At 54.4% G+C, this 14733-nt stretch carries 14 protein-coding genes; all 14 read left to right on the forward strand.

The window, feature by feature from the left end; genetic code table 11:
* The first annotated feature begins 134 nt into the window (after window positions 1-134).
* Window positions 135-1889, forward strand: a complete 1755-nt coding sequence (locus DFP95_RS25470) for a polysaccharide biosynthesis protein (protein WP_115995499.1) — start codon at window positions 135-137, stop codon at window positions 1887-1889.
* 8 nt (window positions 1890-1897) lie between these two features.
* The gene (yabN, locus tag DFP95_RS25475) at window positions 1898-3379 is read left to right on the forward strand and encodes a bifunctional methyltransferase/pyrophosphohydrolase YabN (RefSeq protein WP_115995531.1); all 1482 of its coding nucleotides are present in this window, start codon (window positions 1898-1900) and stop codon (window positions 3377-3379) included.
* Between the two features lie 202 nt (window positions 3380-3581).
* Window positions 3582-3854, forward strand: coding sequence for an HU family DNA-binding protein (locus tag DFP95_RS25480; RefSeq protein WP_115995500.1), 273 nt, complete (start codon window positions 3582-3584; stop codon window positions 3852-3854).
* 3 nt (window positions 3855-3857) lie between these two features.
* Window positions 3858-4145: an RNA-binding S4 domain-containing protein gene (locus tag DFP95_RS25485; protein ID WP_115995501.1), complete on the forward strand. Its 288-nt coding sequence runs from the start codon at window positions 3858-3860 to the stop codon at window positions 4143-4145.
* 208 nt (window positions 4146-4353) lie between these two features.
* Window positions 4354-5433 carry a lactonase family protein gene (locus tag DFP95_RS25490; RefSeq protein WP_115995502.1) on the forward strand — a complete coding sequence of 360 codons (1080 nt, stop codon included), beginning with the start codon at window positions 4354-4356 and terminating at the stop codon, window positions 5431-5433.
* A gap of 138 nt (window positions 5434-5571) precedes the next feature.
* Complete coding sequence (gene yabP, locus DFP95_RS25495; protein WP_115995503.1) at window positions 5572-5853, forward strand: sporulation protein YabP; 282 nt, start codon at window positions 5572-5574, stop codon at window positions 5851-5853.
* The gene (gene yabQ, locus DFP95_RS25500) at window positions 5850-6446 is read left to right on the forward strand and encodes a spore cortex biosynthesis protein YabQ (protein WP_115995504.1); all 597 of its coding nucleotides are present in this window, start codon (window positions 5850-5852) and stop codon (window positions 6444-6446) included. The genes yabP and yabQ overlap by 4 nt, the downstream gene beginning before the upstream one ends.
* 131 nt (window positions 6447-6577) lie before the next feature.
* Window positions 6578-6883 (forward strand): FtsB family cell division protein, encoded by a 306-nt coding sequence (locus DFP95_RS25505; protein ID WP_115995505.1) that lies wholly within the window; start codon window positions 6578-6580, stop codon window positions 6881-6883.
* 124 nt (window positions 6884-7007) lie between these two features.
* Complete coding sequence (locus DFP95_RS25510) at window positions 7008-7451, forward strand: S1 domain-containing RNA-binding protein (RefSeq protein WP_115995506.1); 444 nt, start codon at window positions 7008-7010, stop codon at window positions 7449-7451.
* 449 nt (window positions 7452-7900) lie between these two features.
* Complete coding sequence (spoIIE, locus tag DFP95_RS25515; protein ID WP_115995507.1) at window positions 7901-10444, forward strand: stage II sporulation protein E; 2544 nt, start codon at window positions 7901-7903, stop codon at window positions 10442-10444.
* Window positions 10445-10673: 229 nt separating this feature from the next.
* Window positions 10674-11129, forward strand: coding sequence for a hypothetical protein (locus DFP95_RS25520; RefSeq protein WP_115995508.1), 456 nt, complete (start codon window positions 10674-10676; stop codon window positions 11127-11129).
* Window positions 11130-11562: 433 nt separating this feature from the next.
* Complete coding sequence (locus tag DFP95_RS25525; RefSeq protein ID WP_115995509.1) at window positions 11563-12321, forward strand: vWA domain-containing protein; 759 nt, start codon at window positions 11563-11565, stop codon at window positions 12319-12321.
* Window positions 12305-13228: a serine/threonine protein kinase gene (locus DFP95_RS25530; RefSeq protein ID WP_115995510.1), complete on the forward strand. Its 924-nt coding sequence runs from the start codon at window positions 12305-12307 to the stop codon at window positions 13226-13228. Before DFP95_RS25525 ends, DFP95_RS25530 begins: the two co-directional genes overlap by 17 nt.
* 41 nt (window positions 13229-13269) lie before the next feature.
* Entirely contained in the window at window positions 13270-14688 is a 1419-nt protein-coding gene (gene tilS / locus DFP95_RS25535) for a tRNA lysidine(34) synthetase TilS (protein ID WP_181907607.1), read from the forward strand.
* Window positions 14689-14733: the final 45 nt, after the last annotated feature.

Raw genomic sequence — 14733 nt, forward strand, 5'->3', positions numbered from 1 at the left:
AAAGTTTCCCTGACAGAGGACATCTGTCGACGGGAAGCTTTTTTGCTGTGCGCGTTTCGATTATAATCAAGTCAAAGGCTGTGCATCGGGAGAATGGAAGCCGGGAATCGGTTGCTGCAGAGAAGGAATGGGGAATGGACGGGATGCGAATCGAAGTAGAGCCTCGGAATAGAGGGAAGAAGTCGCTCCTGCAAGGAGTCGCGTTGCTTGGCGGTGCCGCATTGCTATCCAAGCTGATCGGCACGATGCAGAAAATTCCGCTGCAGAACATGGCCGGCGACGAGGTGTTCGGCTTATATAGCGCTGTTTACGCTTTGGCCGTCATGTGGATGACGTTGGCATCGGCGGGAATTCCCGTCGCGGTTAGCGTTCTCGTGGCGGAGAGAACGGCACAAGGCGATGAATACGGCTCGCAGCGCATCCTGAGGTGGGCACTGGGATTGCTCGGATTGAGCGGGCTCGTCATGTTCGGGATCCTGTGGCTTGGAGCAGATGCGTTTGCCCGGTGGATGGGGCTCGAATCGGCCGCGCCGGCCATCCGCATGTCCTCGTTGGCGCTCCTCTTCGCGCCTGCTACCGCGGTACTCAGAGGTTACCGGCAGGGGCAGATGCAGATGCTTCGTCCCGCGATATCGCAGTTATCCGAACAGATCGCGCGCGTAACGTTCATGTTGGCGGCATTGGGCTGGGCGATTCATTCAACCTGGTCTCCATCGGCTACGGCTGCGGCCGTGCATGGAGGATTAGCAACGGGAGCGGCGGCGGGGCTGTGCGCAATGCTGCTGTTTACCGGCGGCAATCGAAACAAACCGATCGTCATTCGGTCGACCGGGGCAAAAAAAAGCTACGGAGACAGCGGAGCTGCGGCTTCGGCTCCGGTTCCGGTTCGCGTGGTGAAATGGACCGATACCCGACGGGAACTGGTTATGCGGATTTTCACGGTTGCTATTCCTGTAGCCGTTGCTTCGATAGTTGCGCCATTATTCGGACTTATAGACGCTTTCTCGATTCCGCGGTTCCTCCGGCAAGAAGATGTGGAAAGCTCGTTGGCTTTGGCACAATTCGGCGTTTATAATCGCGGGGTCGCCCTGCTGCAATTGGTCGTCATGGGCGCTGCGGGAGCGGCGTCCGCCCTCGTGCCGGCGCTCACGGCGGCGAGGGCTCGCGGCGACGAAACGGAGTTCGCGACGCGCGCCTCGTTTGCCATGCGTCTCGCCTGGTGGATCGGCGGCGCGTCCGCGATCGGATTGGCGCTGCTTGCCGCGCCGATCAACAAAGCCTTGTTCGCCGACGGCAGCGGCACCGCCGCGATGGCGCTCATCGCCTTCGCCGCCGCGGGCGGCACGCTGCAGGCGGTGAGCGCGGCGCTGCTGCAAGGCATGGGCGACCTGCGGTCGCCAGCCGTCAACCTGGCCGCCGCCGCGCTGCTCAAGCTCACGCTCAACGCGGTGCTGGTGCCCGCGTACGGCATCAACGGCGCGGCCGTCGCCATGGCGCTCGCCTTCGCCGCCGCGGCAGTGCTTAACGCGCTGTCCTTGCGCCAGCGCGCCGAACTGCCCGCCCCGCGCCTAGCCGTCGCGTGGCGCTCAACCGCTGCGCTGGCCGCCATGGCGGCCGCGGTCGCGCTAATCGCGCTAGGGCTTGGCGGCGCGCTCGACGCGATCCCGGCCTTGCCCGCGCGCTTGGCGTCCCTCCTCGTCGCCCTGCCGGGCGTTCTCGTCGGCGCCGCCGTTTTCGCCGCGGCGCTCGTCGCCCTAGGCGCCATCTCTCCGCAGCAATGGCGCGAGCTGCCGGGATTATCGGCCGGCAGCCGCATCGACGCCCTTCTGCTTCGCCTTAGCGATTATCACGATCGTCTCACCCAATCCAAGTCACGCAAGGAAGGATGATCTTCAATATGCCACCCTCCATCACGGTTATCGGTCTCGGCTCAGGCGGCGAGGACCAACTCACGCTCGGCATTCTTAAGACGCTGGAGAAGTCCGTCCATCTGTACGCCCGCACCGCCGAGCATCCGGCCATCGCGGATCTCAAAGCCCGCGGCATCTCTTTCGTTACCTTCGATCGGTTATACGAAAGCCTGGAGTCTTTCAACGAAGTGTACGAAGCCATCGCCCAGGAGCTTCTGGAAACCGCCAAGCAACATGCGGACGGCACGATCGTCTATGCCGTGCCCGGACATCCGATGGTCGCCGAGCGGACGGTCCAGTTGCTCCGCCAACGCGCCCAAGAGGAAAGCGTCCAACTTACTATCCTAGGCGGAGAGAGCTTCCTCGATCAGGCGTTCACCCGTCTGGGATTCGATCCGATCGACGGGTTTCAGCTGCTCGATGCATCGGAATTAAAGCGCGAGCATCTGCGGCCGCGATTACATACGGTTATCGGTCAAGTATACGACGTCTATACGGCATCTGAAGTGAAGTTAACTTTAATGAACGTCTATCCGGACGATCATCCCGTTATCGTGGGACAAGCGCTCGGCGTTGCAGGGCAAGAGCGAATCCTGGAGGTGCCTCTTCACGAGCTCGACCGTCTCGACTCGTACGGCAACTTAATGTTGGTGTACATCGCCGCGAACGACGACGACCGGCTGCGCCGGGGCTCCTTCGAGAGATTGCACGAAATCGTGACCATCCTTCGCAGTCCGGAAGGCTGCCCTTGGGATCGCGAGCAGACGCATCAATCCATTCGCCGCAATTTCATCGAGGAGACTTTCGAAGCGATCGAAGCGCTTGATCTGGACGATCCTGACGGCATGAAAGAAGAGTTCGGCGATGTCATCCTTCAGGTGCTGCTGCATAGCCAGATGGAGGAAGAGACCGGCGCCTTCGACGTCTACGACGTGCTCGCGGAGCTTAACGACAAGCTCATTTTCAGGCATCCTCACGTATTTGGCGGCGAGAATGCCTTGGATGCCGAGGAAGCGTTGAAAAATTGGGAGCAGATGAAAGCCGAAGAGAAGAAACGCAAGGGAATCGCCGAGAAGGAATCGATTCTCGACGGTATGCCTAAGGATTTGCCGGCGCTGCCGCGCGCGCACAAGATTCAGAAGAAAGCCTCCGGAGTCGGCTTCGACTGGCCGGATATCGGCGGAGTGTTCGACAAGATCGAAGAGGAGCTGAACGAGCTTCGCCATGCCGCGGGCAATGAATCGGAGGAACGCCAGAAGGATGAATTAGGCGATTTGTTGTTCGCGGTCGTTAACGCTTCGAGGTTCATCCATGCGGACCCCGAAGAGGCTCTTGCCGGCACCAACCGCAAGTTCGCCGCGCGTTTTCGCTACATCGAGGAGCAATTGCGTATAAAAGGCAAGACTTTCGGGCAGACTGACTTGTCAGAGATGGATGCATGGTGGAACGAAGCGAAAAACCGAATTTAACGCGAGATTACCTAAAAAGAACCTAAAATTCGCGTATTTTCCCGTACTTTCTACCTATTTCGAGAATTTTTTTTCTGGGTTGGCAGGATTTTTTTAACAAAGGGCAGAATAGTATCCTTCGTGCACTAAACAATCAAACGTTTCATGCGGCTCTAAGGGCTGCGGAACGAACTAGGAACAATCATAGGAGGAATTCCGTAACATGAACAAAACAGACTTGATCAACAACATCGCAGACAAAAGCGGCTTGACTAAGAAAGACGTAGAATCCGTATTGAACAGCTTCTTGGGCGAAGTTACCGACGCTCTTGCTAGCGGAGACAAAGTACAATTGATCGGCTTCGGCACTTTCGAAACTCGCAGCCGCTCGGGCCGCGTTGGCCGCAACCCGCAAACCGGTAACTCCATCACGATCCCTGCTTCCAAAGTACCAGCTTTCAAAGCAGGTAACAAATTGAAAGACGCCGTTAAGTAATAGATGCGTCTGGATAAGTTTTTGAAGGTGTCGCGGCTCATTAAGCGCCGCACCGTCGCGAAGGACGTGTCCGATCAAGGACGCGTCCTTCTCAACGGTAAAGAGGCAAAGCCGAGTACTGTCGTCAAAATCGGGGATGTGCTGGACATCCAATTCGGGCAGCGTACGTTAACCGCGCGGATCGAGCGGTTGACCGAGTCCACTCGCAAAGAGGACATTCTGGGGCTATACACCATATTGAAGGAAGAAGCCCGCAAGCGCGAGGAGCCGGAAGAGCCTTTCGGCCTATAAGACATCATACGAACTTTCGAAGCCTTGCCTTTTGGCGGGCTTTTTATCTTTCAGGGAGACGCTCTTTTATTTAGAAAGAACAGCACGAGATAGAATCTTGCCCCCTTAAGATTAACTCCTAAATGTTGTATCATAAGTAAGAGTTCCCCGAGGAAACTTAGGGAGCTCTTTTTACATAACCAAGCCTAACAAAGGAGCGGAAATCATTATGACAAAAGCTCAGGAAATATGGATCGGCGCATATGCGTCCAAGAACGAGGTCGGCATAACCAGGGTGGAATTTCTGCCCGAGACGGGAGAAATCTTCAAGACAGCGGAATACGGCAGTATAGAGAATGCCTCGTTCCTGCGCCTGAATCGCGAAGGCTCCCGACTATATGCGGTTAGCGAGACGGACAAATACGCGGATCCAGACGGCGATGTAGTGGAAGGCGGCCAGCTAGCTTCGTTTCCGATAGACGCGGAGACGCGCAAGCTCGGACCCGGGCAGTACCATCCGACTCACGGAGCGCACCCGTGCCATCTCTCCCTCACGCCATCGGAGGATTGGATCGCGGTTTCCAACTACAGCGGAGCATCCGTCATGATGTATCCTATCCTTCCCGATACAAGACCTGGACCGCCGGTCATTCGGTTCCGACATACCGGATCCGGACCCAATGCCTCCCGCCAAGAGGCTCCTCATCCTCATTCCGTTTTTTTCAGTCCGGACGGCCAATATCTATACGTCCTCGATCTTGGAATGGATAAGATCATGATTTATACTCGCGGGCCGGAGGCGAACGAATGGTCAGCCTATGATGCCGTATCCCTCGACGCCGGTGCGGGTCCTCGCCATTTGGCCTTCCATCCGTCGGGGAAATTCCTATTCGTGTTGAACGAGCTAAGCTGCACGGTTACTTCCTTTTCCTACGAAGGAGCGGGCAAGCTGGGACGTCTGGGGTCCGTTCCGACCCTTCCGTCGTCCTTCGTCGGCGACAACACCTGCGCTGAGATTGCGGTATCGCCCGATGGCCGATTCGTCTACGCGTCCAATCGTGGTCACGATAGCATCGCGATCATCGCAATAGACCAGCAGACGGGCGGATTGCAACCGACCGGTCATGTCTCGACGAGAGGCAAGACTCCGCGGAATTTCTCCTTAACGCCGGACGGACGGTGGTTAATCGCGGCTAATCAAGATTCGAATAACGTCGTACTGTTCCGGATCGATCAGCAAACCGGGTTCCCGGTGTTTTCCGGAACGGAGCTTTCCATAAACAAACCCGTATGCGTCCTTATTAAATAGTAGTTTTTTTCGCCAAACTCAAGAGTTTCCCGTTTTATTTTCACCATCTTGAATACATGTCCAGCTCGGCATGCTCCGACGGTTCTAATTCCTCCAAAGTGCCCATAGGCTAGTCTTAAAGGCAAGGAGGGACGTGCTATGGAACACGCGAAGGGTGCCAAGCATCAGGAAATTCGCATGCTTAACCGGAAGTCGCTCGATATATCGGGAGTCAGCAACGTGGAGAGCTTCGATAACGAGGAATTCCTGCTGGAAACCGAATGCGGATTTCTGACCGTACGGGGACAGAACTTGCATATGAAAAACTTGAGCTTAGACCAAGGACTCGTCTCCATCGAAGGGACGATCCACTCCCTCGTCTATCTGGACGGCAATACGGGGAACAAGTCGAAAGGCTTGTTCGGAAAGCTGTTTAAGTGAGCGCGGCGGCACAGGGATTAACGATAACCTCCATGATGCTGTGCGGCATTGCCATGGGGCTTGTCTTTGACGTCTATCGTGTCGCTTCGCACCGGTTTCATGTTGCTCGCTGGCTGCTTCCCGCGCTGGATGTGGTTTATTGGGCGGCAGCCACGCTGGGCATATTCAGCATTCTGCTCGGCAGCAACGAGGGCGAAGTGAGATTGTATGTCTTTCTAGGACTTGGAATCGGGGTAACCGGTTATTTTGGACTATTCAGTAACTGGATAGTGAAATTGTCGGGGAAATCGATCGATATTATGCAATCGCTGTTTCGCTTTCTATGGAAGTTGGTTAATACCTTAGTATGGGTCCCGATTGTGTGGATCGTGCGCTTGCTGGCGAAGCTTCTGGATATCGTATTCATCGTTACGGCGGCGTTGCTGCTATGGACGGGAAAGCTTGTGCTTAAACCGTTCTTCGCTTTGGCGAGATGGCTGTGGCCGAAGCTCCTTCCCGTGAGGAAGAAATTCGAACCGGTAACGAAGGGGTATGCGCGCGTACGCGAACGTGCAAAGCAAATTCGGGATTTGTTCAAAAAGAAAGATTCTTAACGGGCTTCGACAAGGTTCGTCGTCGGAATGCATCGGAAGAAGGATATTTATAATTATCCGAATTATGCTATAATAATCGCGTCACGCCGTTAAGTCGGGGTGATGAACGGCTTGGGAAAGGAGAAATCGGATTGTCTTCAGGCACATTAACCACGACGTCAGTTACCGGCGCGCGCAGAAGAATGAAATTATTGCTGTTTATCATGGTTCTATTCATGAGTTGGGCATTATACGTCCTCATCGCTCAATACGGGCAGATTAGCGATCGTACGGGTCAATTGCAGGAAGCGGACAAGAAGTTATCCGATACCCAAGCGACGAACGATGAGCTTAAGTTGCAGATCGCGCGTTTGAACGACCCCGAATATATTAATCAGATCGCTCGCAAGGAGCACGGGCTCGGGCTTCCGGGAGAAGTACCAATCGAGAAAGAATAGCCGTACATACGCTTGGCAGTAGTCTAACGTCTGTTGACCTTGCTTTCTATTGTCGGTTATAATTAGCATAGCCGGACTTATGCAATCCGGGCACATTTAGGTTCAGGGAGGAACATCGGTTTTTATGGCCATCGAAGTGGGTACCAAATTGGAGGGCAAAGTTACCGGCATCACGCATTTCGGAGCTTTCGTTGATTTGACGGGTGGAGTAACTGGACTCGTTCATATTTCCGAGATTGCGGACAGCTATGTGAAGGACGTTCATGAGCATTTGAAGATTAATGACATGGTTACGGTCAAAGTCATTAACGTGGACAAAGACGGCAAGATCGGTCTGTCCATTCGTCAAGCCGTGGATAAACCGCCGGAACAGCAACAACAGCAACAACCGCAACAACGTGGACCACGAGATCGCGGTGGTCGTCCCTCCAAACCGGGTGGTTTCGGAAGATCCCCCTCTTTTGATGACAAATTGTCACGCTTCCTTAAAGACAGCGAAGAGCGCATTTCTAATCTTAAGAAAAGTACCGAATCCAAACGAGGCGGACGTGGTGGACGTCGTTCGTAAGATATAAGATGATAACGTATTTTCGGAGCCGGGCCCTTGGGTCCGGCTTTGTTATGTTTCCGGCGTTATTTACTAGCTGCGTAACCAGATAGGCTTAGAGAGAAGGCCAAGAGTTTACTGAGAAAATTTTAACCCGCCGCATCCTTCGCGCCTATCCGGCACACGAGCGCGGTTCGCGTCTGAATAAGAGCGGCAATGTGCGCCATCGCCCGTCGGATGAGCGCGTTTTTTTGCTGTCGTAAATGATGAATCGGCTTGTCGCGTAGCTATATAATTCATCATTGTAACGCGGGGCGCCGCGGTTTCGCTGCTTCGCGAATAGAGTCGTCGCGCCGCGCGCGAACCTGTCGGAAAAAACTTTTTTCCCACCAACCGTTTATGACAAACTTCATGAAAAGCCCCCCCTATAATAAAGAACACAATTCAATCTGGTAAATGGGGTGTGCATCATGGACAAGCCGTCCGTAATTCCTTTCGTGCCGCGTACGGGAACGGGCCCGTCCCTTGTTCCCGAGTCGGGGCGCAAGCGTTGGTTTCAGAAACGGAAGAAAACAAAGCAATTGCAAGGAGAATCCAATCCGCCTACGTTGTTGGCGAGATGGGGGGAAGCTCTAAAAGCGCAGCAATGGCTCGCGCTGGTCATCGGAATCGGATTTTTGCTCGGAAGAGCAACCATGCTGGAGGGAATCGCGCCTTTCGCGGCAGCCTTCTTCGGAGTCGTGCTCTATCTGCGCAGGGATTTGGCATTCTGGGCTATGCTCTCCCTTGTAGCGGGAAGCTTCTGGGCTCTGGATCCGATGCCTGCGGTCATATGCGGGGAAATCGCCATCATCTACTTGTTATATCGAGGATTAGTGCTGTACGAAAGGGCGGACCTATCCCATGCCCCCGTCGTAGTATTCGCGGCCACTTTAATCGTCCGGTTATTCGATACGCTACTCTCCGAAACAACCGCGTGGTTACCCTACGCGTTAACCTTGGTCGAAGCGGGACTGGCTTTCGTGCTTACGTTACTCTTCGTGCACGCGCTTCCCGTTCTCACGCGAACGAGGAAATCCACGGCGCTCCGTCATGAGGAATGGGTCGGAATCGCGATATTGCTCGCTTGTCTGCTAACGGGGATGACCGGCTGGACCGTCTATGGGATCGCGGTGGCAAGCGTTCTGTCCCGTTATTTCGTGGTGATGACGGCTTATGTGGGCGGACCCGCCATGGGAACCTCCGCCGGCGTCGTTGCCGGCATGATTCTCAGCTTGTCCGATCTTGGCGCGGCATCGGAAATTGGACTCCTTGCTTTCGGCGGTTTAATGGCCGGTCTTGTGAGAGAGGGCGGTAAGGCCGCATCCATTTTCGGATTATTGCTCGGAACCTCGGTGTTGGCTTTGTATGGGGGAAGCGCGGTGGATACGATGGCGTCTACGTGGGCGACCGTAGCGGCTTCCGTACTCTTCCTGTTCACCCCGCGTTCGTTCTCGGAGCTGTTATCCAAGTATATTCCGGGTACTACAAGCTATGCTCAGAACCAGCATGATTATGCCCAGAAAGTCAGAGATTTGACGGCGGCAAGGGTGGAGAAATTTTCGGAGGTATTCAGACAGCTGTCCGGAAGCTTTCGGCAAATGACCCAAGCGGGGGAAACCGTTAGGCAAGGCCGGGATTTCGATCATTTCGTAAACGAGGTGCATGAAAGGGCATGCTCGAACTGCCATCGTCGCGGTTTGTGTTGGGATGGGCAATTCATCCAAACGTATAAGTTAATGACGGACATGATGACGGCGGTCGAGGAGGAGCCGGATTTGATGCCCGCGCAAATCCCGAAATCTTGGAGCCGAATCTGCGTGAAGACGCCTCTCGTGCTCGATGTACTCAAACGCCAGTACGAGATCTATCGTCATGATCTGCATTGGCGGCAGCAACTGCAGGATAGCCGGTTCCTCGTTGCGGATCAGTTATCCGGCGTTTCGCAGGTCATGGATGATTTGGTGAAGGAAATTCGTCGCGAAGCCGTACAGATGGATGTTCAGGAGAGGCAGATCCGCGAAGCCCTCGACCATCTGGGGCTGGCGATTCAGAACATAGATATTATTAGTTTAGAGGAGGGACACATCGACATCGAGATGGTTCACGCATTCCGTACCGGGTATGACGAGTGCCGGAAGATGATTGCTCCGATCTTGTCGGAGATTCTAGGGGAAACGGTCTCGGTTAGCCATGAGCGAAGCGGAGTGCCGGCGACTCATCTCAGCACGGTGACGTTCGCGTCGGCCAAAATTTACGAGGTGGAGACGGGGGTGGCTGGAGCTGCCAAGGATGGCGATATGCTGTCGGGAGACAGCTTCAGCATGGTGGAGCTGGGAAATGGAAAATTCGCGGTAGCTTTAAGCGACGGAATGGGCAACGGAGTGAGGGCTCGCATGGAAAGCAGCGCCGCGTTATCGATGCTGGAGCAATTGCTACAGTCGGGAATCGACGAGCGGCTGGCGGTGAAATCCGTTAATTCCGTATTGCTGCTGCGCTCTCCCGAGGAGATGTTCGCGACGGTCGATCTCGCGCTGATCGATCTGTATACCGCCCATGCCACCATGCTTAAGATCGGATCGACGCCAAGCTTCATTAAGAGGGGGAGGGAGATCATTCCGATTGCGGCGAATAACTTGCCCATTGGCATCCTGCATGACATCGAGATCGATCTGCTTCGGGTGCAGCTTCAGCCGGGAGACACCTTGATCATGATGACGGACGGAATTCTCGATTCCCCCGGACATGCCATCAATAAGGAGCTATGGATGAAAAGGGTGCTCCAGGAAATGGACGACGGGGATCCGCAGGAGATCGCCGACGCGTTGCTGGACACGGCATTGCGTCAATATCCGGGAGGAGTGAAGGATGATATGACCGTCATCGTAACCCGGCTTACGCGCCATCAGCCGGAATGGGCCGCATTCCGATGGCCGGGCCTGAATCGGCTGGAGCGCCCAAGGACGGTGAGCTGACCGTTAATAGAAGAGGTAGTTTATTCAGACTAAGTGAGTTTATAGATGGAAGTGTCAGCACTAACTCCGGGCTAACTCTGGGAAAAGGAAAGGAGCGGAATGTTTGAGCGGTTAGCAGAGGAACAGGAACGGAGGGGAATGGAGAGGGCGGTTAGGAGAGGAACAGAAGGAGCGGAATGTATGAGCGGTTAGAAGAGGAACAGGAACGGATGGAGCAAAAGGGAGAGTAATGGAGCAGAGGATTAAGGAGTCGTCTCAAAGGGAAATCCTTTTGAGGCGGCTCCTTTTTATCGTATTAATGCTTCCATCATCGGACCAATCAAACGAAGATAGTAACGATACCGGACTAACTCAGTCAACCGAAGCCGAATCGAGCGGAGATAGTAACGAGATCGGACTATCTCAGCCCACCGAAGCCGAATCGAACCGAGATAGTAACGAGATCGGACTATCTCAGCCCACCGAAGCCGAATCAAACCGAAATAGTAACGAAACCGGACTAACTCCGCACACCAGAGCCGAATCAAACGAAGATAGTAACGATACCGGACTAACTCAGTCAACCGAAGCCGAATCGAGCGGAGATAGTAACGAAACCGGACTAACTCCGCACACCAGAGTCGAATCGAACGGAGATAGTAACGAGAGCGGACTACCCACTCTTACCGATGGCGAATCGAGCTGAATTAACGAAGCAAGTTAGCTAACTCCCCCCCACCGAAGCCAATCTGAACCGAATTAACGAAGCAAGTTAGCTAACTCCCCTCACCGATGGCGAATCGAACCGAATTAGCGAAGCAAGTTAGCTAACTCCCTCCACCCAAGCCAATCTGAACCGAATTAGCGAAGCAAGTTAGCTAACTCCCCCCACCGAAGCCAATCTGAACCGAATTAACGAAGCAAGTTAGCTAACTCCCCCTACCGATGCTAATCTGAGCTGAATTAGCGAAGCAAGTTAGCTAACTCCCCCCACCTCGCACAAAACTCCCGCCCTCCCGGGCTCAAACACGCTCTCTTTGCCCCTCAACCAACCGCAAAACCCTCCCAACAAGGTTAAATCTCCCATTCCTTGGCGACACTCTTACTAGATGCTAGAAATGAAAAAGGAGTGAGGGAAAATGAAGCAAATATTGCTCATTACCGACGGAGGCTCGAACGTGGGGGAAAGTCCGGTAATCGCTGCCGCCCAAGCGTATGCCGAAGGAATAACGGTTAACGTGGCGGGAGTTATCGACGAAGGAACCATCGGGGAATACGGCGCGACGGAGATCGCCGAGATCGCTCGCGCCGGCGGAGGCATCAGCCAGATCGTGACCAGTCGCCAGCTGTCGCGAACGGTACAGATGATGACGCGCCAAACGGTAGCGGGAAGCATACGCCAAGCCGTCAGCCAAGAGCTGCGCCAACTTTTCGGCGTGGATAACGTAGGCGCGCTGCCCCCTCCCAAGAGAGCGGAAGTCGTAAAAGTCATGGAAGAGATGGAAGAAACGATGTCGCTATCCGTTGCGCTTCTTATCGACGCGAGCGCCAGCATGAAACCGAAGCTGCACGCCGTCGAGGAGGCCATTAGGGATCTCACGCTAAGTTTGCAAGCCCGAGTAGGCAAGAGTCAGGTTTCCGTGTTCCATTTTCCGGGCGATACCCAACATTCTTACTGCGTGATGGATGCAGGTTGGACGTCCGATGCTTCCAAAGTTAGCTCGCTGTTCGGCAGAATTCGCATGAGGGGAACGACGCCGACGGGGCCGGCGCTTTTGCAGATCGTTGATTTTATTCGGGATACTTGTGGTAAAATAAGCAAAACAGAGCTAATGGACACGCCGTTGCACGTTAAACGAGGCGAATCGAACGAGGTGCGGAGTGACTACGTCGTCTGATAGGCAGCCTCTTCCGAAGGGGACGGAAATCAGAGGTAAATGGAACGGAAAGCTCTATCGTCTTGACCGACTGCTTGGGAGGGGCTCGAATGGGCAAGTGTATCTGGCCTCCTCAAGCACGAAAGCGAAATTCGCGGTCAAATTAGGCATCGAAAGCGCCGAACTCCAAGGGGAAGCCAATATACTAGCTTCCTTGGATCATACGGAGAAAGGGCGATCCCCCTTTTTGCTGGATGTGGACGATACCGTCTTGGAAGGTAAGAACGTGCCTTTCTACGTTATGAAGTATATTCCCGGCATACCGGTAAAAGCTTATTTACGCGAGAGGGGCTCCCATTGGATCGGAGTCATCGGCTATCGCTTGCTGGAACGATTGTCGCAATTACATGAGGCCGGCTGGGTGTTCGGGGATATCAAGAGCGATAACGTGCTTGTCGGGGAATACGGTCGGGTAGAGTTGGTCGATTACGGCGGAGCGTCTTCTATCGGCCGCAGCGTCCGGCAATTTACCGAAATCTACGATAGAGGGTATTGGTCCGCGGGGAGTCGTATCGCCGATCCGGCCTACGACCACTTCGCCGTTGCTTTATTATGGCTGCACGCCCTTGAAGGTAAGCGCCTGATACAGCTGACCAAGACTTTGATTCCTCAGAATCGCCATCCGCGCGAGCTGATGAAAATCGTAAGAAGCAATTCACGGCTGCTGCCGTTGGAAAATTGGATGGAGAAAGCGTTGACCGGAAGATTCGAGAATACCCAGGACGCTTCCAAGCAATGGCGGGAGGCTATCCGGGTATCGCAGAAACCGAAATCCCCGGACGATCGCGTTCCTGCTTGGATGGCCGGGCTGCTCGGCGCCGCGATCGTGATAAGCTTATCGATCACGGCGATTTGGTTGCTTCAATAAAGGGTATTAAGATCAGAATAACTCCATAAGGAGAAATGACGGTGCAATCTCAGGATGAGTGGAAGCCCCGACTGTTGGCGCAAGCTCGCGCGGACGGCTGGTGGCGCAAGGACAGCGCCGTCGTGGCCGCGGTATCCGGCGGTCCGGACTCCATGGCGCTCCTTCATCTTCTGAAGAGCATGGCGAAGGAGACGCCGTTCCGGATCATCGTCGCGCATGCCAATCACCAGTTCCGAGTCGCGGAATCGCAAGAGGAAGCTAAGCTTGTTGCAGGCGTAGCGAAGGAATGGGGACTGCCGTTCGAGACGGTGGAGCTAGGATTACCCGAATACATAGCGAGTACGGGCATGAACGCCCAAAGCGCGGCCAGGGAGAAGCGTTATGATTTTCTGAGGCAGGTCGCGGAAAAACATTCTTGCCCTTTTCTTCTAATGGGCCATCACGCCGACGATCAAGCGGAGACGGTGTTGATGAGATTGATCCGCGGGACGGGGATCAGCGGACTCGCGGGAATTCCTTATCGCCGAAAAGAGGATCAATTGGAACTGTTTCGACCTCTATTGCGTATAACCAAATGTGAGCTACTGGATTACTGTAAGCGAAACGGGGTGCCTTACGCGGTTGATAGCAGCAATGCCGACCGACATTATTTCCGCAATGCCGTCCGTTTGGATCTGTTGCCGATGCTGGAGGAGCACAATCCCAGGCTGAAGGATTCGCTGGTCAGACTTGCCGACATGGCAGCGGCGGACGACGATTATATGGAAGACCAGACCCGACGAGCGTTCGAAGAAGGAATTGCTCCTTCCGGGGATGGCTTCCGGGTAGGGCGACGATGGTTCCGCGGCCGTCACGTCGCTTTACAACGCAGATTGATTAAATTAATATTAAACTGTTCTTCAAACCCCCGTAGAATGCTGGATTATCAGTTAGTGGAGGAAATTCTAGCAGCTCTCGAACAAGAAAGTCCCACCGTCATCCAATTGGATATCGGGGATGGCTGGGTGCTCAGTAGGGAATATGAAGAGGTGTATATCGGTCCGGGTCTGCCGGGACCGGTAAACTTTACGTATATCGTCACGGAGACGATGAACGAAGTCCGAATTAACGAAACGGGTGAGCAAGTGCTGCTGGAACGTCTAGAAGGCCCGATGGCTTATGGAGGTACAGACAGGCGAGTAGCTTGTTTCGACTTAGCCCGATTGAAATTCCCTCTTCGGGTACGCAGCAGGCTGCCGGGCGATCTGATGCATCCATACGGACTAAACGGCACCAAAAAAGTGCAAGATATGTTCGTCGATGCCAAAGTGCCGCGCTCCCGGCGCGACAAGCTGCCGATCCTAGTCGATGGGGACGAACGCGTGCTCTGGATTCCGGGATTGCGACGCTCGAGCCACGCTCTGGTTACCGCGGATACCCGTACGACGTTACGGATTACGTTCACGGGGACCGAAAACTAGGGCATGATCGGTGTAAAGCAATCATACCGTGTAATAATCACTGGG

The organism is Cohnella lupini, from assembly GCF_003386205.1.
Taxonomy (GTDB): Bacteria; Bacillota; Bacilli; order Paenibacillales; family Paenibacillaceae; genus Cohnella; species Cohnella lupini.

Excerpts from the sequence above, each read along its gene's own strand:
- DFP95_RS25470 (WP_115995499.1), top strand. The coding sequence starts at position 135 with ATGGACGGGATGCGAATCGAAGTAGAGCCTCGGAATAGAGGGAAGAAG.
- yabN (WP_115995531.1), top strand. The coding sequence starts at position 1,898 with ATGCCACCCTCCATCACGGTTATCGGTCTCGGCTCAGGCGGCGAGGAC.
- DFP95_RS25480 (WP_115995500.1), top strand. The coding sequence starts at position 3,582 with ATGAACAAAACAGACTTGATCAACAACATCGCAGACAAAAGCGGCTTG.
- DFP95_RS25485 (WP_115995501.1), top strand. The coding sequence starts at position 3,858 with ATGCGTCTGGATAAGTTTTTGAAGGTGTCGCGGCTCATTAAGCGCCGC.
- DFP95_RS25490 (WP_115995502.1), top strand. The coding sequence starts at position 4,354 with ATGACAAAAGCTCAGGAAATATGGATCGGCGCATATGCGTCCAAGAAC.
- yabP (WP_115995503.1), top strand. The coding sequence starts at position 5,572 with ATGGAACACGCGAAGGGTGCCAAGCATCAGGAAATTCGCATGCTTAAC.
- DFP95_RS25510 (WP_115995506.1), top strand. The coding sequence starts at position 7,008 with ATGGCCATCGAAGTGGGTACCAAATTGGAGGGCAAAGTTACCGGCATC.
- spoIIE (WP_115995507.1), top strand. The coding sequence starts at position 7,901 with ATGGACAAGCCGTCCGTAATTCCTTTCGTGCCGCGTACGGGAACGGGC.
- DFP95_RS25520 (WP_115995508.1), top strand. The coding sequence starts at position 10,674 with ATGGAGCAGAGGATTAAGGAGTCGTCTCAAAGGGAAATCCTTTTGAGG.
- DFP95_RS25525 (WP_115995509.1), top strand. The coding sequence starts at position 11,563 with ATGAAGCAAATATTGCTCATTACCGACGGAGGCTCGAACGTGGGGGAA.